This is a genomic window from Candidatus Palauibacter sp., assembly GCF_965237495.1.
Classification (GTDB): Bacteria; Gemmatimonadota; Gemmatimonadetes; order Palauibacterales; family Palauibacteraceae; genus Palauibacter.
In genome coordinates this window covers 1,386,479-1,406,402 of record NZ_OZ250143.1, presented here as the reverse complement: position 1 = coordinate 1,406,402, position 19,924 = coordinate 1,386,479, and the positions used below count along the sequence as shown (strand labels likewise).

The window sequence follows — 19,924 nt, the reverse complement described above, 5'->3', positions numbered from 1 at the left end:
GTCGGTGGACGCGGAAGCTAGGGTCGGGCTGGATGATCGCCAAATCCGCGTGAGGACCCGGCCTTGGGGGCCCGCACGACTCCGTAGTGGACGACGCCCCCTCCCTCATCGACTACGACCCAGATGAACGCGCCCAAGCGGTCGGCGAGCGTGCCCGAAACGAAACCGAGCCGATGCACTGTTCCCCGGGGCCGAACGAGACGAAAGCCGTCCGCGTCGCGTTCGAGCCGCCCGACCAGGGGTCGCTCGCCTCCCACCGACAGGATTTCCCAGGACGAGGCCTCGAGAGCCGTGCCTGGAAGTGCGGCCCTCACAAGCCGACCCGTGAGGCGCACCCGGGCCCCGGCCAGCCGCCGGATCTCTTCGAGGAGCACGCCGGTCACCAGCCGTGACTGGCCGTCTTCCGCCTCAACGACCGTGTACGGGAACGGGTCGCTCCCGACCACTCGCACCCTTCCCTCGAACGACGCGGGGCCGATCTCTCCGACCCGGTCCGGGCCTTCGCCGAGTCTCGTCTGAGCCGCACAACCCGTGACTGCCCCAGACAGAAACACCAGCAAACAGTAGAGGACGGGGCGTCCCATCCCACTGGCATGGCGATGCCGATGGCTCACCGGACTCTGAGGATCGTGACCTGCGGCCTCGCCCGGGACGGCAGGTTGTCCCCGTCATCATCCGTGATCTGGACGAGCACGTCGGGGTGGGCGCCGGTGCCCGTCAACGACACGAAGCGCCCCGTGGACGCGTTCACCATGAACTCGATCGCGCTGTTCGTCCCCGCGTGCAGCGACACCCTCGAGGGGGAGAGCGGAAATTCGCGCGTAAACGGACATTCGTCGCCGAGGTTCGAGCCGTTCAGCTGCCCGTACAGGCCCCTCAGGTTCCAGGTTCGCCACTGCGTGCGCGGATCCGCTTCCTCCGGTGCGTTGTCGTCCGCGACCAGCGACGCCAGGTAGAAGGGAAGGAGGTCGCCCCACGACAGGTCCGATCCCGCCACCGTGCGGATTGCGCGCTCCACGTTGCCGGTGCTCTTCGCGTGCGCGGGTCCGCCCGACGACAGTTCGCGGAACAGCCCCTCCTCACGGCTGCCCGGCAGCGCGCCCCCGTCCCCGGACTCCCCGAACTGGTCTCCGAGCCAGCGCACGAAGCTGTAGCCGAAGCCTCGAAACGCGAGCGATTCGACCCCTGTCGGGTCCTCTCCTCCGCTGTCGCCGAGCGCCAATACGGAGGCGGGGCCGTCCGGGTCGGGCGTCGGGCAGCCGCCCCGAAGGAAGCGGCCCAGCCGGATGTGGTTCAGCACGTGGAAGTGATTGTAGACGGTGAGCTGTTCCTCGTTCGCGGTGATCGCCTCGAGGTCCAGGTTGTCGCGCGTCCCGAAGCCTCCGGTGCGCAACCCGGCGATCTCCTCGGCGAGGTGGGCCATCCCCTCGTCGAGCCATGCCACCTCGCGGTCGCTGAAGCTCCCGTTCCCGAGCGTGACCCGCTGCTGCGTACTCAGAAGGTGGACGAACTCGTGCGCGACCGTCGTGCGCGCGAGGGCGTTCGCGAAGGTCAGGCTGATGTCCGCACCGTAGTCCTCGTCCGGGTCGGGGCCCACGAGATAGAAGATCTCCCCCTCGTTCGACGCCGGACAACTGCTTGCCGACGTGAGGTCCTGTGCGAGGAAGAAGCCGGCGACGATGCTCTCTTCGCCGGCGGGGGTGAGCTTGTTCACCTCGGCCGTGATGAGGGCGAACACCGTCCCGTTGTCATCGATGTCCCCCGGCTCTCCGAAGTAGGCGACGTCCATCGGGTACACGATCTCGTCGAGTTGCCGTCCGATGGTCTCGAATTCCTCTTCCGTGAAGCGGTCGCTCGCCGGCTGGGTGGCGAACTCGAGGTCCTCCACGACCGTGAAGTGCTCGCCCGCATGCCGGACCTCGCCCCGAATGAGCGTCGTGTTGCGGCAGTCGACCCTCAACTCCGAGTTCACGCCGATGGTGAACGAGAGCGTGTCGCCGAGCCCGGGCGGCGCCATCGCCGCCATCGGAGCCGCCGCGTCGAACCTCCGCGTGCGCTGCCGGATGGGTCGCGCACCGACCCTCGCCAGTTCCTCCTGCTCCCGCTCCCGCAGCAGACGCTCGTTCTCGAACCAGGAGGCCCGGCGCCGGAGGTCGCGGCTCGTGAATCCACCCACGGGGGTGAGAGGCTCGGGGCGGGCGGGCGCCGCGTTCGCCGAGGCACGCTCGGCGCGCACGCGTATGCAGCCCTGCGTGCTCAGCCCCGGTACGATCGAGGTGCTCTGTACGATGACCTCGTAGTTGCGGGGCTCCTCGCCGCCGGCCAGCCGGAACGCGCGCACATCGCCGGGAGAGTCCAGCGTGACGAGTTCGCCCGGCGCGATGTCCACGGTGGTGATCGAACCGGACACCGGCGTCTCCGGCGCACCCGCCCTACACCCCATGACGACCGGGGGCGGGGGATCCATCGTACCCTCTCCTCCGCAGGCCGCAAGGGCGAGGCCGGAGAACCCGGCCATGCACGGCCACCACCGGTCGCGTGGTCTCATCCCTCGCTCACTCCCTGTTTCTCCGCCACGGGTCTGCCCGCGACCGCCCGATACGCCCGGCGCGGCCCGACCGCAGCTCTCGCGGTCAAGATACGGGCTCGCCGCGGAAGTCGCCCGCTAGCGGGTGCGGAGCACGACGAACCGGACCCCCCCCGATCCGGGCAGGCGTCCACCGGCCAGGGTCGTCAGCCGGACCCGGAGCGGCGGGTGCGGTCCGTCGCTCTCGAGCACAAAGTACCGGCCCGTCGCCGCGTTCAGTTCGAAGTCGACCCGGACGTCGGTGTCGGCCGTGAGCGCGATGTCCGTCGTGAAGAGCGGAAACTCGCGGTCGAAGGGCTCCTCGCCCTCCAGCTCCCGGTGCAGTGCTGCGAACGCGTCCCGCAGTTGCAGGCTCGTGACCTGGGTCGAGAGGGGTGTCTCTCCCTGCCGGTCGTCCGCGATGGGAGCCAGGGCCCAGGTCGCGAGAAGTGCCTCCCAGTCCCCCGGCGCGCCCACCGAGGCCGCGACCCGTTCGAGGTTCTCCACGCCACGCGTTCGGCCCGGGCCGCCACCCGCCAGGTCGCGGAAGATGGTTTCCTCAGGAGGACCGCCAAGCAGGCCCCCCGCGCCGACGGCGTACTGATCCGCGAACCAGCGCAGCAGGAGCCAGCCGAAGCCTCGCATGGCCAGCGAGGGAACGCCGGACGGATCGCGGCCCTCCTCGTCTCCGAGCGCGGGCGTCCGGTGGGGATCGGTCAGGTAGTACGCGGCCCGCCGGAAGTTCGGAAAAAAATATGTGCGGAAGGTCTCGGGGAGCGCGGCCAGTTCCTCGAAACCGTAGTTGCTGCCGGGACGCAGCCTGCCGAGGGACATCCCGACGACGGTCTCCGCCGAATGGGCGAGTCCTTCGCTCAGCCACACCGCCTCGAGGTGGGCGAAGCTCCCACCCTCGAGTACGGCGCGCCGTTCGGCCGAAATCAGGTGTGCGAGTTCATGCGCGGCGACCCCGATCGCCCGGGTCGTGGCGAAGGACGCCGGAACCGGTTTCGAGTACCGACCGTCGGGATCGGCCGCGAGAAGCCACAGGAGTTCGCCGCCGTTCGAGGCCGCACAGCTCTCGGGGTCGGCCAGGTCAACGGGGTTGAAGAAGCCGGAGATCCGCGTCGTGCTGTTGCGAGGGGTCGTCCGGTTCACCACCGGAGTGAACAGCACCCAGATGACGCCGTTCCCGTCGATGTCGGCGGGTTCGCCAAAGTACGCCGTGACCACCGGGAAGACGATGTTCTCCAGCCCCCGGATCACGGTCGCGTACTCCGCGTCGGACACCCACCCGGACCCCTCCACATCTTCGGCGACCGCCAGGTTCGGGCCCACGGCGCGAACGACCGCGGTCACGTCGTGGATCCCCGCGCAATCGACGCCGAGATCCGGATCCACCGCGTTCCGGAAGACGACCGTATCCCCGGGCACCGGGGGTCGTGTCGCGCCCCTGGACTCCGCTCCGGACGCCCACTCCGCGGGAAGGAGCGGGCGCGGCCGGGTCGCGTTCAACGGTCGCGCGCCGAGCAGAGCGCGTCGCGCGGATGCTCGCAGGGTCAGTTCCGCCGACGATGCCGCTTCCAGACGCCGCCCCTCAGTCGAGATCAGACGGGGAGCGGAAGAGAGCGCCGGCACCTGTGCGGCCGTCGCCTCGCGGCCCCTCGCCGAGAGGCGGAGGCGGATGCGCGCGCCGGGCGACCTGAAGCCGCTCTGTACCGCGATGAGATATTGGGCGGAGGTGGTACCCGATTCCACCTCCATGGACACGAGATCGTCCAGTGGGACTGCGCACATCTCTCCGGGCGCCAGCGACAGCGACAACTCGGCCGCGCCGCGGCGCGTGACCACATCGCAGGGCGACCCGTCCGGCCCCGTGGCGTCGGCGCACGCGAGCGACAGCAGCGCGGCGAGGCCGAGCGCCGCCGGCCGTGCAACGCCGGTCCCTGCCGGCATGCGGGGGAGCCATGGTATCGAGGTCATCGCGCCCCATCGTAACCGCGCCGCCCGGATGCGCGAAGGCCCGGCCGGAGCCGGGCCTTCGCGTACTTCCCTTCCGCGGGACGAAGATCACCGTCCCGCGGGCCTTCGGCAGACGGACTGCTAGTACATGCCGCCCATGCCGCCGCCGGGCATCCCGGCCGCCGCCGCGTCCTCCTTCTCGGGGCGCTCGACGACGACCGCCTCGGTCGTGAGGAGCAGACCCGCGATCGAGGCCGCATTCTGGAGCGCCGTGCGCGTGACCTTGGTCGGGTCGATGACACCGGCCTTCACCATGTCCTCGTACACACCGGTTCCCGCGTTGTAGCCGGTGTTGTGCCCCTCGGCCTCGCGGACCTTCTCGACGATGATCGCACCCTCGGCGCCCGCGTTCGAGGCGATCGTGCGGATCGGCTCCTCGATCGCGCGGCGTACGATCTTGATCCCGATCATCTCGTCCGCGTCGGCGCCCTCGACGCCGTCCAGCGCCGTCTGGCTCCGGAGCAGCGCCACGCCGCCGCCCGGCACGATGCCTTCCTCGACCGCCGCGCGCGTCGAGTGCAGCGCGTCCTCGACCCGAGCCTTCTTCTCCTTCATCTCGGTCTCGGTCGCCGCGCCCACGTTGATGACCGCCACGCCGCCGGCCAGCTTCGCCAGCCGCTCCTGCAGCTTCTCGCGGTCGTAGTCCGACGTCGACTTGTCGATCGCGACCTTGATCTCGCTGATCCGGCCCTGGATCCGGTCCGTGTCACCGGCGCCGTCGATGATGGTCGTGTTGTCCTTGTCGATGACGATCCGCTTCGCCTGCCCCAGGTCGCCGACCACCGTGTTCTCCAGCTTGAAGCCGAGTTCCTCGGAGATCACCTGGCCGCCCGTCAGGATCGCGACGTCCTGCAGCATCTGCTTGCGGCGGTCGCCGAAGCCCGGCGCCTTGACGGCCGCGACCTTGAGCGTCCCGCGCAGCTTGTTGACGACGATCGTGGCGAGCGCCTCGCCCTCGACATCCTCCGCCACGATCAGGAGGGGCTTGCCCATCTGCGCGACCTTCTCGAGGACCGGAAGCAGGTCCTTCATGGCCGAGACCTTCTTGTCGTGGATCAGGATGACCGGCTCGTCGAGCACGACCTCCATCTTGTCCGGATCCGTGACGAAGTAGGGTGAGAGGTAGCCGCGATCGAACTGCATCCCGTCGACCGTCTCGAGATCCGTCTCGAGGCCGCGGGCCTCTTCGACCGTGATGACGCCGTCCTTCCCGACCTTCTCCATCGCGTCGGCGATCAGCTCGCCGATCTCCCGGTCACTGTTGGCCGAAATCGCCGCGACCTGGGCGATCTCCTTCTTGCCCGTAGTCTCGACGGAGATCTCGTGCAGGTTCGCGACGACCGCCTCGACCGCCTTCTCGATCCCCCGCTTGAGCGCCATCGGGTTCGCGCCGGCCGTCACGCTCTTCAGACCCTCGGTGAAGATCGACTGCGCGAGCACCGTGGCCGTGGTCGTGCCGTCGCCCGCCGCGTCGGAGGTCTTGGTTGCGACTTCCTTGACCATCATCGCGCCGAGATTCTCGACCGGGTCATCGAGCTCGACTTCCTTCGCGACGGTCACACCATCCTTGGTGATCGTCGGGCTGCCGAACTTCTTCTCCAGGACCACGTTCCGCCCCTTGGGGCCGAGCGTGACCTTCACCGCGCGGGCAAGCTTGTCCACGCCCGCCTTCAGGCCCTGCCGCGCCGCAGTATCGAATTCCAGATCCTTCGCCATCTTCATCTCCTTCGCCCACTTCGGGCGCCTCTGTCAACAGGATCGATCGGTTGGGTTACGACCAACGCCTCACAGGACGGCCAGAACGTCGGTTTCCTTGACAATCAGGTAGTCCCCGCCATCCAGCTTGACTTCGGTTCCGGTGTACTTGCCGTAGAGGACCCGGTCTCCCGTCTTGACCTCCATCGGGATGCGCACGCCGTCGTCGTTGAGGCGGCCGGGGCCCACGGCGACGACGGTGCCCTGCTGGGGCTTCTCCTTCGCGGTGTCGGGAATGTACAGCCCACCGCGCATCTCCTCGGCTTCCTCGAGTGGCTTCACAACAATGCGGTCGGCCATCGGGGAGATACTGAGCTTCGTGTTCGAGGCGGTTGCCATCTTGCCCCCTCCTTGACGCTTCGGTTTCCGGTTGATCATCGCTTGAACGCGGCCGCGAGGGATCTCGCGGCTGTTAGCACTCTTCGCTGTCGAGTGCTAAGATAGGCGGAACATAGTCGGCGAACCGGCGTCGATCAAGTACCCGCGGGCGACGGTGGCCCGGGGGTTATGAAACCCCGCCGATGCCGGTAACGTAGGGCGACTCGAACAAGGGAGGTCAACATGATTCGATCAGCATTGGTCCTTGTCGCCGCCGGAGCCGTGGGGTTCTGGGTGACGGGCATCCTCTTCGGAGTCGTCCTGCCCCTCGTCGGCATGGCGCTGAAGGTCGCGATCTTCATCGCGGTCGCGTACCTCGTTCTGCGTCTGATCAACCCGGAGTTCGCGGACAAGCTGAAGGGAAAGTGCTGCGGGGCGAGTGCCTTTCGCGCATTCAGGCGCTAGCAGTCCGCAGCGGGGCCCTTGCCGCGGGCTCCTAACCGTCCGCCGGGCCGGGTCCCGGGAACAGATAGCGGTCGGCAATCGCCAGACCCGTGATCGTCAGCGCCGGCTCGACGCGATCGACCGTGCGACAGTGCGGCGCGACGACCCGGGCAAGCCCCCCCGTCGCCACGACCAGCGCCTCGCGCCCCCACTCCTCCACGATCCGGTCGACGATCCCGTCGATCCCATCCACCACCGAGTAGAATCCGCCGCTCAGCAGACAGTCCAGCGTGTTGCGGCCGATCACCTGCCCGGGCCTTTCCACCTCGACCTGGGGGAGACGCGCCGTCGCCCTCGCCAACTGATCGAGGCCCGTGGTCGGGCCGGGCGCGATCACGCCGCCCAGGAAGACGCCGTCGGCCGTGATGCAGTCGAACGTGGTCGCCGTCCCGAGGTCCACGACCACGGTGTCGCGGCCGTAGAGTTCCGCCGCGGCGAGGGTGTTCGCGATCCGGTCGGCGCCGACCTCCAACGGGTGATCGACATCGAGACGCACCGGGACCGGCGACGCGCCATCGAGGAAACGGAGCGGAAGATCCAGCATCCGGCCCGCGGCCAGCCACGCCCGTTGCAGCGCGGGAACCACGGACGCAACGACGATCCGCCCGGGTGACGGGAGATCCTGCGCCGCGAGGAGACCACGGAGTTGGAGGGCAATCTCATCGCCGGTCCGGCGACGGTCGGACGCGAGCCGCCAGACGTGGACGGGCGTGCGTCCCTCGAACCATCCGAGCACCGACTCGGTGTTCCCGATATCGACGGTGAGGAGCACGCCGATCAGCTCCCGCCGACCTCGATCGAGCCCGCGACCACGCGGCGCAGGGCTTCGCCCCGCGGCCTCAGGAGGAGCGCTCCGTCCGGCGCGATCCCCGCCGCGAGCCCGACCGCGGGTTTGCGGTCCGAGAGCCGGTGCTCCACCCACCGGTGGCGGAGCCAGTCGAAGCGATCGAGTTCGTCCAACGAAGCCGCGTCGAGCACGTCCGGAACGGTCGGCAGGCGGCGCTCCAGCCCCGCGACCGCGGCGTCGGCGACGTCGATCAGCCGCGCCGGCCCCACGCGCTCGTCGAGCGCCACCGCCCCCTTCACGTCCGCGGGCAGGCGACCGGCTTCGACGTTGATCCCCACGCCGACGATGAGCAGCCCCTCCCCCTCCCCGCCGCTGGTGACCTCGGCCAGGATGCCGCCCAACTTCCGGTCGCCCGCCATGAGGTCGTTCGGCCACTTCACGGCCGCACCGAGACCGGGGAAGCGCCGGTTGAGTTCACGCGCCAGATCGACCCCCGCCACGACGGTCAGGAGCGGCGGCGGGATGTCCGCCCCGGGACGGAACAGCATGCTCAGGTAGAGGCCCGCCCCGGCGGGCGAACTCCATGCGCGGCCTCTCCTCCCCCGTCCGGCCGTCTGCTCGCGACACACGACGATGGAACCCGCCGGTGCGCCGGCCGCTGCCAACCCGCGCGCGAAGTCATTCGTCGACGGGATGCTGTCGAACGGGTACACCGCATCCCTCTCCCACCGTCGGCGAAGTGCGGCGGCCGACTCTCCGGCCCAGCGGTCGACCTGTCCTGCGAGCATGGTCACCCCGACTTCGGTCACGTCTCGGTCATCCGCGCAGCGCCGGCCAGATCGCGGCCGCGGCCAGGTAGGCTCCGCCGGCGATCCAGCAGTACCAGGCGAAACGGTGGAAGACGCGCAGTTCCAGCATTCGCAGAAAGATACGAATGGCCAGGACCCCGGACAGGGCCGCGGTGAGGAAGGCGGCGCCGAGCGGCACCGACCCGAGCACGGCCCCGGCCTCTCCGAGCGCCGGTGCCTGGAGCACCCCGGCCCCGGCGATGGCCGGGATCGAAAGGAGGAAGGAGAACTCGGCCGCGCGGCGCGGATCGACGCCCGCGGCCGTGGCGGCGGCCACCGTACTCCCCGAGCGCGAGATGCCGGGGAGGATCGCGAGCGCCTGAGCCAGTCCGATCCCCACGGCTCCGGCGAGGGTCGGCCGCCCGCGCGTGGCGCGCCTGGAGAAGTAACGGATCGACCAGACGAGGCCGCCGGTCAGGAGCAGCATCGCGGCCGCGATCACAGGACGCTCGAACGCCGGTTCGAGCGCGTCCCCAAGCCACGCTCCGACGGCCGCGGCGGGCAGCGTGGCCACGGCCAGCAGCCCGATGTAGGCCAGGCTCCGGCGGTCTCGCGACCACGCGCCGCGAACCAGGGTCGCCAGCCGCGCTCGAAACTCCCAGCAGACGGCGCACAGAGTCGCCAGGTGCACGGTGACCTCGAACGCGACCCCGGGAAGTTCGATCCCGAACAGCGCCTGCCCGAGCACCAGATGCCCGGAACTAGACACGGGCAGGAACTCGGTGATGCCCTGTACGAACCCGAGGATGACGGCCTCGAGCAGCGTCACGCGGCCGAGACCCCCGATGCGTCGTCGAGGCCGAGGACGTCTCGGTAGAGCGCTTCGTAGCGGGGGACGATGCGATCGAGGGCGAAGTGTTCGATGGCCCGCCGCCGCGCCTCGCGAGAGAACCCGGTCCAGAGGGCGCCATCGGTCAGCAGAGAGACGGCCGACCGTGCCATGGCGTCGACCGAGCCCACGGGATGGAGGTAGCCCGTGGCGCCGTCCTCGATCACCTCGTCCAGACCGGTGCCGGAGGATCCCACCACCGGGACGCCCGACGCCTGGGCCTCCAGTGCGACGAGCCCGAACGACTCCTGTTCGCTGGGCAGTAGGAAGAGGTCGGCGTTGGCGAGGAGGTCGGCGACCGAGTCGAACTTGCCGAGGAAGACGACCGCCCCCGCGATGCCCAACTCCGCAGCGAGTTCCTCCGCCCGCTGGCGTTCGGGACCGTCACCCACCAGTACGAGCCGAGCCGGAACCTCGCGCCGGATTCGTGCGAACATCTCGATGATGTCCGGGATGCGCTTGACCGCCCGGAAGTTCGAGATGTGCATCACCACCTTCTCGCCGGGCCGCGCGAGCCGGTGCCGTCCCCGGTAGCGCTCCCGATCGTAGACGTCGGGGTCGACGAAGTTCGGGATCACGTCGATCGCGCAGCGGTCGCACTCGAAGTCACGGTGGGTGCGGTCGCGCAGCCAGCCGGACACCGCGGTCAGCCGATCCGATTTTTCGATCGAAAAGCGCGTGATCGACCGATACGACGGATCCTGTCCGACGAGGGTGATGTCCGTACCGTGCAGCGTCGTCACCAGCTTCACGTCGCCCCCGGCGGCCCGCAGCATGTCCCTCGCGATCCAGCCCGCGGTCGCGTGCGGGATCGCGTAGTGCACGTGAAGCAGATCGAGTCCTTCGCGTCGCGTCACCTCGTGCATCGTCACGGCGAGCGCGAGCGAGTAGGGCGGGTACTCGAACAGGGGATACCGGTTCACTTCCACCTCGTGGAAGTAAACGCCGTCGATGAACTGGGTGAGGCGGAACGGCTGGGCGTAGGAGATGAAGTGCACCTCGTGTCCGCGGCGGGCGAGACCGAGGCCGAGTTCCGTGGCCACGGCTCCCGAGCCGCCATACGTCGGATAGCATGTGATGCCGATCTTCATCTTCTCTTCATCCCCCGATTTCCCGGCCATCCCCCGCTCTCGACGCGGATTCCCGCCATTCCCGCGCGATGCGCCGCGCAAGTTGCCCCGACTTCGTCAAGCCGTCCAGCGCGACGGCGTCCCCGGGGAGCTGATGTCGGAACCAGGTGCGTTGCCGGCGCGCATAGCGCCACGTGGCGGCGCACACGCGCTCGATCGTCTCCTCGAGGCCGGCGTGTCCTCGCACGAAGGCCGCAACGTCGGCGTAGCCGAGCGCGTTGAAGGCCCGCGAATCCTCCAGGCCCCGTGACAGCAGGCCGCGAACCTCGAGCGGCCACGCGCCGCCCCGTATCAGCCCATCGGCCCGGCGCCGGATCCGCTCGCGCAGAAGTGGCGCGGGCACTTCCAGCACCCACGTCGCGGTGCGCAGCGGGGGACGCTCCGTCCTTCCGGACGCCATCCAGCCGCTCAGGGGTTCGCCCGACAGCAGAGCGAGTTCGATCGTCCGGGCGGCGCGCTGGCGATCGAGGGGGCGCTTGCGAGCGGCCAGCGAGGGGTCGAGCCGGGTCGCCCAGCGCAGGAGTTCCCCCCCCTCGAGTTCCGCCAGCCAGTCGTGGAGCCGCCCGCGCCGTTGCGGGTCGAACGCCGGCTCCTCGAACATCGGGTGCGTGAGGGCGCGCAGGAAGAGTCCCGTCCCGCCGGCGAGGATGGGGACCAGGCCTCGACCCCGGATGTCCGAAATCCAGGCGGTGGCCAGGCGCGCGAAGCGCCCCGCCCCGTAGCGTTCGTGCGGATCGAGGAGCCCGACACCGTGGTGCGCCGCCGCCGCCAGCTCGGCCGCCGTGGGCGCCGCGGTCCCGATCGCGAAGCCGTCGTATGCCTGCCGGCTGTCCATCGAGATGATCTCGCCACCCAGTTCGCGCGCGACGTCGATGGCGATCGCCGTCTTGCCCGACGCGGTCGGCCCCACGATGGCAGGCACCGGCGGCGTCCCCACGACCGCGCTCCCCCGCCCCGCTAGTGGCGCCCGAACCGCCGGTCCAGCTCCTCGACGCCCAGGCGCACGATCGTCGGGCGGCCGTGGACATCGTGCCCGGGCAGTTCGGTCGCGAACAGGCGGTCGAACAGCTCCCGCGCCTCCTCCGGCGAGATGTGCTCCCCCGCCTTGATCGCGCCCTTGCACGCCATGCTCTTGGCGATCCGCTCGTGCTGGTTCCGCGCGGAGTTGACGAGCGGCGACCCCTCCGCGAGTTCGCGCACCATCTCGCGCAGACAGCGCTCCGCGTCGAAGCGCGCGTGCGGCAGCGGCGCGGCCCGCAGGATCCACGTCCGGTCGCCGAAGGGCTCCAGTTCGAACCCCAGCCGGCCGAGGAACCCCGACAGGTCCTCGAGCGCCGCGTGTTCGGGCGGCGAGAACTGCATCGTGACCGGAAAGAGGAGCGCCTGCGAGGTGCCGAGCCCGCCATCGAACCGCGCCATGATCTCCTCGTAGAGGACGCGCTCGTGAGCGGAGTGCTGGTCGACGATGATGAGGCCCTCGCGCGTCGCCGCGAGGATGTAGCGATCGTGGAGCTGCCACAGCTCGGGGCCGGTGAAGACTTCGGCGACGTCGGAGGCGGGAGGGGCACCGGATCCTGCGGCGTCGGACCCCTGATCCGGCACGTCCCGGCCCGCGACGAAGAGCGCGAACTGCGGCATCTCGACGGACCCCGCGGCGGTTCCCCGCGACACGGACGGACGGGCTCGATCCGCGACGGTCGAGACCCCGATCGGCTTCGTCGAGTCGAGGCGGGCGAGCGCCCTCCGCACGGCGTCGTGTACCGCGGTCTCGACGTGCGCGCGATCACGGAAGCGTACCTCCGCCTTGGCGGGATGCACGTTCACGTCCACTCGTTCCGGCGCGACCTCGACCCACAGGAAGAGACTCGGCCTCACGCCCTCCACGACCGTGGTCCGAAAGGCCTGGTCCACGAGGCGCTGAAGCGCGGGATCCCGAAAGGGGCGGCCGTTCACGAAGGTATAGCGGCGTCCTCCCCGGGCCCGCGCCGCGTCGGGTCGCTGAACGAAGCCCCGTACGCGGACCGCTCCCTCCGCGTCCTCGACCGGAATCAGCGTGCCCGCGAGATCTTCCCACAGCTGACCGATGCGCCCGAGCCAGTCCTTTGCCGGAGCGAGATCCATCTTCGTCCGCCGGTTCGACTCCAGGCGGAGCCCCACCCCGGGGTTGGCGAGTGCCAGGAGGACCAGCGCCTCACCCGCGGCCCGGGTCTCGGCGGCCGAACTCTTCAGGAACTTCGCACGCGCCGGCAGGTCGTGGAACAGCGCCCGCACCGTCGCCGTGGTCCCTCGTCGGCGGGCCACCGCGTCGACCCCGCGAATCCGCCCGAAGTCGACACGAACGCGTACGCCCTCCCCGACGCGCAGTGCGGTGTGAAGATCGAGGCGGCTCACCGCCGCGATCGAGGGGAGGGCCTCCCCGCGGAACCCGAACGAGCGCACCCTCCGCAGATCGTCCGCGCTCCGGATCTTGCTCGTCGCATGACGTTCGATGGCGAAGAGCGCGTCCTCGGAGCCCATCCCCCTCCCGTCATCGGAGACGCGGATCTCGGTCTTGCCCCCGTTGCGAAGCGCCACCTCCACGCGCCGCGCGCGGGCATCGATCGCGTTCTCGACCAGTTCCTTCACCACCGAAGCGGGACGCTCGACGACCTCTCCCGCGGCGATCTGGTTCGCGACGTGGTCGGGGAGGATTGCGATCCGGCGCGGATCGGAACCCGTCATGCCGCCTCCTCCAGCCCGTAGAAGCGGCGCGCGTTCGACGTCGTTAAAGCGGCCGCCTCCTCGAACGAGATGCCGCGCAGTTCGGCCACCCGCTCGCAGGTGTGCGGGAGAAACGCCGGCTCGTTGCGACGCCCGCGCCGCGGGACCGGAGCCAGGTAGGGGGCATCGGTCTCGATCAGGAGGCGGTCGGCCGGCACCGCACGGACCGACTCGGCCAGCTCGGAGACGAAAGTGACGAGCCCCGAGAAGGAGACGTACCAGTCCGCCCCCAGGGCCGCATCGAGGAGTGCCTCGCCGCCCGTGAAGCAGTGCAGCACCCCGGCCACGCCGTCGCCGTACTCCGCCACCCGTGCCGCCGTGTCGGCCTCCGCCGAGCGCGAGTGGACGACGATCGGCAGCCCGAGCCGGGCGGCGAGTCCGAGGTGCGCCTCGAAGTTCGAGAGCTGCGCCGACCGGGCCGCACTGTCGTAGTGGAAGTCGAGCCCGGTCTCTCCGATCGCGACGACCTCGGTCGCGGTCGCGATCCGTTCGATCGCTTCGATGAGCGCGGGCGAGCTCCGGTCGGCCTCGTGCGGGTGCAGGCCCGCCGTCGCCCACAGGCCGGGCGTCCGGGCCGCCAGCGCTACGGCGGCCCGGGCATCCTCGGGATCCGACGCGATCGTGACCATGCCGCCCACCCCGCGCGCCCGGGCCCGGTCCAGGACCTCATCGCGATCCATGGAGAAACGGGCCGCCGTCAGATGGAGATGCGAGTCGAATAGGGCCGGCCGGGTCACCCCGCGCGGCGAGCGGCCATGGCGGCGTGCCTGCGCGCCCGGTCGTGAATCTCGAGCAGCACCGGGGAGGCGACGAAGATCGAGGAGTACGTCCCCACCAGCACGCCGATGATGAGCACCCCGGCGAAGGGCCGGATGACCGCGCCGCCGATGACGGCCAGGGAGACGAGCGAAATCAGCGTCGTACCGCTCGTGAGCACCGTGCGAGGCAGCGTTTCGTTCAGGCTGCGGTCAAGCGTCGTATCGTAGGACTCCTTCCGCTTCTTCCTCAGGTTCTCCCGCACCCGGTCGAAGACTACGATCGTGTCGTTGAGCGAATACCCGATGATCGTGAGCAGGGCCGCCACCGTGGCGAGGCTCATCTCGATGTCCAACAGCGAGATGAACCCGAAGGTGATCATCATGTCGTGCACCGTCGCGATCACGGCCGCCACGCCGAACCGCCACTCGAAGCGGAACGCGAGGTAGATCAGCGTCAGCAGGAAGGAGAGGAGGACGGCGATGACCGCGGTGCGCTGGAACTCGCCGCCCACCTTCGCGCTCAGCGCATCCCCGCGGGCGATCTCGAAGCTCCCGGCCGCGAACTCCGTCTCGAGACTCGCTCGAATCTGGTCCCGCGTCTCGTTCTGGTCCTCGTCGTCCCCGATCGGCACCCGCAGCAGGAAGTCGTTGCTCTCCTGGCCCACCGTGCGCAGCTGCTGGATCTGAACGCCGCTCGTCCCCCCCGCGTTCAGCGCGTCGCGAATCTGGGCGATGTCCGTCGTCTGCGAGAACTGGACCTCGAGGAGCACGCCGCCCGTGAACTCGACCCCCGCCCGCAGCCCGCCGCGGAAGGCCACCGACACGAGTCCGATGGTGATGATCGCGGCCGAGGCGAAGTACGCCGGCCGACGCATGGAGAGAAACTTGTACTTCGCGTTCTGGAAGACCCGCATGATCGCCGCCGCCCTATATGCTCACGGACTCCCGGGAGCCCCGTCGGTTCAGGTACATGATGAAGAAGGTTCGCGTCACGTAGATCGCGGAGAAGAACGACGCGAGGATCCCGATGCACAGCGTGACCGCGAAACCCCGCACCGCGCCGGTGCCGAACTGGAAGAGGATGATCCCCGTGATCAGCGTCGTGAGGTTCGCGTCGACGATCGCCGAGAGCGCGTTGCCGAACCCGGCTTCCACCGCGGTGCGCGGCGTTTTCCCGGCCGCGAGTTCTTCGCGGACCCGTTCGAAGATGAGGACGTTCGCGTCCACCGCCATCCCGATCGACAGGATGAGACCCGCGATCCCCGGCAGCGTGAGCGTCGCGTCGAGGCCGGCCAGGCCGCCCAGCATGAGGACCACGTACACGACCAGGGCGCCGACCGCGAGCACGCCCGCCGCCCGGTAGTAGAACATCATGAGGATGATGACGCCGACGATCCCGATGATGAACGCGGTCCGCCCCTGCCGGATCGAGTCCTCACCCAGCGAGGCGCTCACGTTCCGCTCCTCGACGACCTGGATCGGCATCGGGAGGGCGCCGGCGCGGAGCACGAGCGCGAGTTCCTGGGCTTCCTGCAGCGACGAGCCGGGCGTGAGTTCGATCTGCGCACGTCGGCTCAGCGTCTGCCGGATCACCGCATAGCTCTGCACACGGTCATCCAGCACGATGGCCATGTTCTGATTGATGTTCCGTGCCGTTCCGCGCTCGAAGATCCGCGCCCCGCGGCGCGTCGTCTCGAACGGCACGAGGGGCTGGTTGAAGGTCGGATCCCGGTTCGCGGGTCCCGCGTCCTGCAGCATGTCGCCGGTGATCAGCGGCTCGGCCTCGAGCACGTAGAGCGGGACGTACGAACTGCCGCCCGCCCCCACATCCTCGACGCCCCAGTGGACCGTGACCTCCCGCGGGATCGCCTCCCGGACGCCGTCCAGCTCGAGCCACGCCGCCGTGGTCGGCTGATTCTCGGACGCTACCAGGAACTCTCCGGGGATCCGGCCCTGGCCCAGCAACGCGCTCAGGGGCCGCGCAGTGGCGGGGTCCACGGTCTCCGCCGGGTCATCCGTCTCCGCCATCGAGTCGGGGGCGGCCGCGTCCTCCGCGGAGTCCGGCACGGTGCCGAGGATCTCGCCGAGGTCCACCTCGGGCTCCGTCTCGAGCGAGGTGACCTCCAGGTTCTCGATCCCGACCTCGTTCACGATCGCGCGGTCGAGGCGTTCAAGCGCGGAGAGGAACGCCCGGCCGTCCGTGATGATCTTGAACTCCATGTAGGCGGTTTCGGTGGCGATCCGCTTCGCCCGCTCGGGGTCGTCCACGCCGGCGAGTTCGATGATGATGCGGTTGCCGGACCGCTGGATGGTCGGCTCGCGGACCCCGAACTCGTCGATCCGGTTGCGGATCGTGGTCAGGGTTCGTTCGACCGCGTCGTTCAGATCCTCACCGGTGAGCGTCCCTTCCGGATCGTAGATCTCGACCGCGAGGTGCATCCCGCCCTGCAGGTCGAGCCCCAGCTTCAGCGGCCAGACGAGATCCGACGTCCCCGTCTCCTCGTCCACCACGGTCTCCGGCACGAGGGCGAAGCCGCAGAGCGCTACCAGAACGCCGATCCAGATCAACCGCCATCGTACTGAACTGAACATCTGGATCATCACCGTTCTTCGTGGGTCTCGTGATCGCGGGCCGCCACGGGGCCTGGACGGCCCGCGCACCGGCCGGCGTCGCCGCCGCCAAGTGGCAAAGGGAGGCAAAGCTAGCCAAGCGACCCCCATGAGGAAACTACGCGGCCCCTCGCGACGCGTGGTAGGTTCCCTCCGCTGCGACGCGTCCTCCGCCGGGGCGCGCCCCGGCTTTTCCCGCGCGGGCGGGGCCGCGACCCGGAGCCGCGAGGCACCGCATGGCCCAAAGCACTTCGCAAGACGATCGTTCCACGCGGCCGGCCCCCGAAGGCCGGTCCCGCGGCCAGCGCATCGGCCTGTGGCTCGGACCGCTGCTCTTCCTGCTCATGCTCCTGTTCGACCTCGAGCCGGGCCGCCCCGAGATCACGCGCATGGCCGCGGTGGCCCTCCTCATGGCCACGTGGTGGATCACCGACGCGATCCCGCTCTTCGCCACCGCCCTGCTTCCCCTCTTCCTCTTCCCGCTCCTCGGCATCGAACGGACCGGAGACACGGCGCCGATCTACTTCAACAGCACGATCGTCCTTTTCCTTGGCGGGTTCATGATCGCCCTCACGATGGAGAAGTGGGACGTGCACCGGCGGATCGCCCTCTGGGTCATCCGCTCCGTGGGGGGCGGGCCGGCCCGTATCGTCCTCGGGTTCATGCTCGCCTCCGCCTTCCTCTCGATGTGGATCTCGAACACGGCCACCGCGATCATGATGCTCCCGGTCGGGCTCGCCGTCATCCTGAGGATGGAGGAGCAGTTCGGGCGGGACCGGACGCGCGCGTTCTCCGTCTCGATCATGCTCGGGATCGCCTACGCCTGCTCGGCCGGCGGCATCGCGACGCTGGTCGGCACGCCGCCGAACCTCTCGCTGCAGCGGATCTTCCAGATCACCTTCCCGGACGCACCGCACATCTCGTTCGGGGTGTGGCTCGTGATGGCGCTGCCCATCGCGGCGATCATGCTCGCCCTCGCGTGGGTGTTGATCACGCACGTCTTCTTCCGCGTCCCCGAGGAGGTGACCGTCGACCGGGCGGTCGTCGAGTCGGAGATGCGAAAGCTCGGTCCGCTCGGATTCGAGGAACGGGCGATCCTCGTTGTGTTCGCGCTCACGGCCGTGCTCTGGGTCTTCCGCGCGCCGCTCGAGATCGGAGCGATCACGATTCCCGGCTGGTCCGCCCTCCTGCCCTACGGTCACCTGATCGACGACGGGACGATCGCGATCACGATGGCCGGCATCCTCTTCTTCATCCCGACGCGGTCACCCGGGGCGAAATCGCCCACCGTGATGGGGCCGGGGGTCGTGCTGCGGCTGCCGTGGAACATCGTGCTCCTCTTCGGAGGCGGGTTCGCGCTCGCGCACGGCTTCCAGGCGACCGGCCTCGCCCGCGTCATCGGCGACGCGTTCGGCGGGCTGGCCGCGGTGCCGCCGATATTCCTCATCTTCGTCATCTGCCTCGCGATGACGTTCCTCACCGAACTCACCTCGAACACGGCGACGACCGAGATGGTACTCCCGATCTTCGCGGCCATCGGCGTGTCGACCGGGGTTCACCCGCTCCTGCTCATGGTCCCGGCGACGCTGTCCGCGTCGTGCGCGTTCATGATGCCGGTGGCCACACCGCCCAACGCGGTGGTGTTCGGGAGCGACCGCGTGAAGATCGCGGAGATGGCGCGGGTGGGGATCGTGCTCAACTTCTGCGGCGCGGTGGTGATCACGCTGATCTTCCGCGCCGTGGGTCCGCTGCTGTTCGGGATCGAACCCGGCGTCCTGCCCGACTGGGCGGTGGCAGGCCCGTAGCAGCCCGGGGAGGGATGGCGACCGGGTCGCCCGAAGAGACGACCCGGCCGGCACCAGGGTGGTTACATGCCGGAGTGGGCGCCCATGAGGAGCCAGTGCAGCATGAGGCCGCCGTCCTCACCGCGCGAGTACAGCCCTGCGAAGTGGCCCCCGCCGGCCCCGTCCGGGCCCTCGGTGCCGTAGGTGCCGATGCCCACCGCATGCCCTTCGTCGAGGTCCTGCGCGGACCAGGCCGTCATGCCGCTGAACGTGACGCCCGCGTCGAACATCGCCTGCAGCCCCTCCTCGACCGCGGCGCGGCCCTCACGCGCCCTCTCGCCCGGCAGCATCGCGACCGCGTCCTCGGTGAAGGTGTTCGCGACCATGGAGGCGTGCCCCATGTTGTAGTGCGTGACGAAGTAGTCACCGCTCGCCTGGATCAGGTCGCCGCCCATCCCCTCCGGCTGCTCCATCATGTCGCCCGCGGACATGGTCTGGTCGGGCGTGTCGAGGTTGCTCACCATGCCCTTCAGGCCCCACTCCCCGTCCATGTTCAAGGCCAGCGACATGTAGTATCCTGAGTTCCTCGCCTCGGCCCCGTCCACGGTGCCGGTCAGCACGTAGTGTCCGCGGGCGACCAGCTGGTCGCCGAATCCCATCGTCTCGCCGGGATGGATCGCGATCTGCGACGCCTCCGCGTCGATCCGCGCCTGGAGCCCCGCGCCGATGGCATCCCTCCCGTAAAGCATGGCCCCCGAGCTGCCCCACAGGACCCCGTCCTCGGCGAACTTGCCCGCGACCATGCTGCCGTGACCCATGTTGAAGTGCGTCTGCCAGTAGTCGGTGATTCCCGCCATCGCCGCTTCGGCGTCGGGCATGGTCTCGGCCATGTCTTCCGTCATCGCCATGTCATCCGTCATCGCGGCGTCGTCCGTGGCAGGCTCACCGCACGCGATGGTCAGGGCGAGGGCGAGGGGAGCCAGGGTGCGGATACGCATCGGGGTACCTCCTTCGGGAAAGAACCTTCATGACCCTGCGGCGGGCGTTCTGCTCAGCGCGGGGACCGTCAACCAAGTATGAACGAAACAACTCGAAGGTTAAGCCACCGCATGCGGAGCCGTCAATGCGACGAGGGGTCGTGCCAGGCCGGCTCCGGCCCCGGATAGCGGGTTGGCCCCGCCTTCGACCCCGGATAGCTTGGGCGCCCGGGCCGACGGGCCCGCCGCGACACGTCACGCGATCGTCCCGAAACGGGA

The 19,924-nt window shown here is 69.5% G+C and carries 17 protein-coding genes; 2 read left to right on the top strand and 15 right to left on the bottom strand.

Annotated features, from left to right (window positions below; genetic code table 11):
- Window positions 1–17 precede the first annotated feature (17 nt).
- The 5 genes from ACPXY0_RS06045 to groES all read right to left on the bottom strand — a co-directional run bounded on the left by ACPXY0_RS06045 (window position 18) and on the right by groES (window position 6,679).
- Window positions 18–446, bottom strand: coding sequence for a hypothetical protein (locus tag ACPXY0_RS06045; protein ID WP_423929412.1), 429 nt, complete (start codon window positions 444–446; stop codon window positions 18–20).
- 164 nt (window positions 447–610) lie between these two features.
- Complete coding sequence (locus ACPXY0_RS06040) at window positions 611–2,548, bottom strand: hypothetical protein (RefSeq protein ID WP_423929410.1); 1,938 nt, start codon at window positions 2,546–2,548, stop codon at window positions 611–613.
- A 117-nt stretch (window positions 2,549–2,665) separates the two neighbouring features.
- Window positions 2,666–4,546, bottom strand: coding sequence for a hypothetical protein (locus ACPXY0_RS06035; RefSeq protein WP_423929408.1), 1,881 nt, complete (start codon window positions 4,544–4,546; stop codon window positions 2,666–2,668).
- Window positions 4,547–4,666: 120 nt separating this feature from the next.
- Entirely contained in the window at window positions 4,667–6,301 is a 1,635-nt protein-coding gene (groL, locus tag ACPXY0_RS06030; protein ID WP_423929406.1) for a chaperonin GroEL, read from the bottom strand.
- Between the two features lie 69 nt (window positions 6,302–6,370).
- Window positions 6,371–6,679 carry a co-chaperone GroES gene (gene groES, locus ACPXY0_RS06025; protein WP_419941560.1) on the bottom strand — a complete coding sequence of 103 codons (309 nt, stop codon included), beginning with the start codon at window positions 6,677–6,679 and terminating at the stop codon, window positions 6,371–6,373.
- Between the two features lie 222 nt (window positions 6,680–6,901).
- Between groES and ACPXY0_RS06020 the strand changes: the two genes are divergently transcribed.
- Complete coding sequence (locus ACPXY0_RS06020; protein ID WP_419941559.1) at window positions 6,902–7,123, top strand: hypothetical protein; 222 nt, start codon at window positions 6,902–6,904, stop codon at window positions 7,121–7,123.
- Window positions 7,124–7,154: 31 nt separating this feature from the next.
- Here ACPXY0_RS06020 and ACPXY0_RS06015 read toward each other — a convergent pair whose 3' ends face one another.
- Genes ACPXY0_RS06015 through secD form a run of 9 tightly spaced genes read right to left on the bottom strand, consistent with a single transcriptional unit; the run spans window position 7,155 to window position 16,875 of the window.
- Complete coding sequence (locus tag ACPXY0_RS06015; RefSeq protein ID WP_423929403.1) at window positions 7,155–7,934, bottom strand: type III pantothenate kinase; 780 nt, start codon at window positions 7,932–7,934, stop codon at window positions 7,155–7,157.
- A 5-nt stretch (window positions 7,935–7,939) separates the two neighbouring features.
- The gene (locus ACPXY0_RS06010; RefSeq protein ID WP_423929401.1) at window positions 7,940–8,758 is read right to left on the bottom strand and encodes a biotin--[acetyl-CoA-carboxylase] ligase; all 819 of its coding nucleotides are present in this window, start codon (window positions 8,756–8,758) and stop codon (window positions 7,940–7,942) included.
- A gap of 7 nt (window positions 8,759–8,765) precedes the next feature.
- A complete protein-coding gene (locus tag ACPXY0_RS06005; protein ID WP_423929399.1) occupies window positions 8,766–9,566 on the bottom strand; it encodes an undecaprenyl-diphosphate phosphatase in 801 nt (266 codons plus the stop codon).
- Entirely contained in the window at window positions 9,563–10,717 is a 1,155-nt protein-coding gene (gene bshA / locus ACPXY0_RS06000; RefSeq protein ID WP_423929397.1) for an N-acetyl-alpha-D-glucosaminyl L-malate synthase BshA, read from the bottom strand. The genes ACPXY0_RS06005 and bshA overlap by 4 nt, the downstream gene beginning before the upstream one ends.
- A gap of 7 nt (window positions 10,718–10,724) precedes the next feature.
- Window positions 10,725–11,693: a tRNA (adenosine(37)-N6)-dimethylallyltransferase MiaA gene (gene miaA / locus ACPXY0_RS05995; RefSeq protein ID WP_423929395.1), complete on the bottom strand. Its 969-nt coding sequence runs from the start codon at window positions 11,691–11,693 to the stop codon at window positions 10,725–10,727.
- A 20-nt stretch (window positions 11,694–11,713) separates the two neighbouring features.
- Window positions 11,714–13,477, bottom strand: coding sequence for a DNA mismatch repair endonuclease MutL (mutL, locus tag ACPXY0_RS05990; protein WP_423929393.1), 1,764 nt, complete (start codon window positions 13,475–13,477; stop codon window positions 11,714–11,716).
- Window positions 13,474–14,253: a TatD family hydrolase gene (locus tag ACPXY0_RS05985; RefSeq protein WP_423929391.1), complete on the bottom strand. Its 780-nt coding sequence runs from the start codon at window positions 14,251–14,253 to the stop codon at window positions 13,474–13,476. The genes mutL and ACPXY0_RS05985 overlap by 4 nt, the downstream gene beginning before the upstream one ends.
- The gene (secF, locus tag ACPXY0_RS05980) at window positions 14,250–15,188 is read right to left on the bottom strand and encodes a protein translocase subunit SecF (RefSeq protein WP_423929389.1); all 939 of its coding nucleotides are present in this window, start codon (window positions 15,186–15,188) and stop codon (window positions 14,250–14,252) included. The genes ACPXY0_RS05985 and secF overlap by 4 nt, the downstream gene beginning before the upstream one ends.
- 13 nt (window positions 15,189–15,201) lie before the next feature.
- Entirely contained in the window at window positions 15,202–16,875 is a 1,674-nt protein-coding gene (gene secD, locus ACPXY0_RS05975; RefSeq protein ID WP_423929387.1) for a protein translocase subunit SecD, read from the bottom strand.
- A 245-nt stretch (window positions 16,876–17,120) separates the two neighbouring features.
- Between secD and ACPXY0_RS05970 the strand changes: the two genes are divergently transcribed.
- On the top strand, window positions 17,121–18,689 hold the full coding sequence (locus ACPXY0_RS05970) for an SLC13 family permease (RefSeq protein ID WP_423929385.1): 1,569 nt from the start codon (window positions 17,121–17,123) through the stop codon (window positions 18,687–18,689).
- Between the two features lie 62 nt (window positions 18,690–18,751).
- Here the strand turns inward: ACPXY0_RS05970 and ACPXY0_RS05965 are convergent, their stop codons facing one another.
- Entirely contained in the window at window positions 18,752–19,666 is a 915-nt protein-coding gene (locus ACPXY0_RS05965; protein ID WP_423929383.1) for a DUF4440 domain-containing protein, read from the bottom strand.
- Window positions 19,667–19,924 lie beyond the last annotated feature (258 nt).

Excerpts from the sequence above, each read along its gene's own strand:
- secD (WP_423929387.1), bottom strand. The coding sequence starts at position 16,875 with ATGATCCAGATGTTCAGTTCAGTACGATGGCGGTTGATCTGGATCGGC.
- mutL (WP_423929393.1), bottom strand. The coding sequence starts at position 13,477 with ATGACGGGTTCCGATCCGCGCCGGATCGCAATCCTCCCCGACCACGTC.
- ACPXY0_RS06035 (WP_423929408.1), bottom strand. The coding sequence starts at position 4,546 with ATGACCTCGATACCATGGCTCCCCCGCATGCCGGCAGGGACCGGCGTT.
- ACPXY0_RS06040 (WP_423929410.1), bottom strand. The coding sequence starts at position 2,548 with ATGAGACCACGCGACCGGTGGTGGCCGTGCATGGCCGGGTTCTCCGGC.
- groL (WP_423929406.1), bottom strand. The coding sequence starts at position 6,301 with ATGGCGAAGGATCTGGAATTCGATACTGCGGCGCGGCAGGGCCTGAAG.
- ACPXY0_RS06020 (WP_419941559.1), top strand. The coding sequence starts at position 6,902 with ATGATTCGATCAGCATTGGTCCTTGTCGCCGCCGGAGCCGTGGGGTTC.
- groES (WP_419941560.1), bottom strand. The coding sequence starts at position 6,679 with ATGGCAACCGCCTCGAACACGAAGCTCAGTATCTCCCCGATGGCCGAC.
- ACPXY0_RS05965 (WP_423929383.1), bottom strand. The coding sequence starts at position 19,666 with ATGCGTATCCGCACCCTGGCTCCCCTCGCCCTCGCCCTGACCATCGCG.
- secF (WP_423929389.1), bottom strand. The coding sequence starts at position 15,188 with ATGCGGGTCTTCCAGAACGCGAAGTACAAGTTTCTCTCCATGCGTCGG.
- bshA (WP_423929397.1), bottom strand. The coding sequence starts at position 10,717 with ATGAAGATCGGCATCACATGCTATCCGACGTATGGCGGCTCGGGAGCC.
- ACPXY0_RS05970 (WP_423929385.1), top strand. The coding sequence starts at position 17,121 with ATGGCCCAAAGCACTTCGCAAGACGATCGTTCCACGCGGCCGGCCCCC.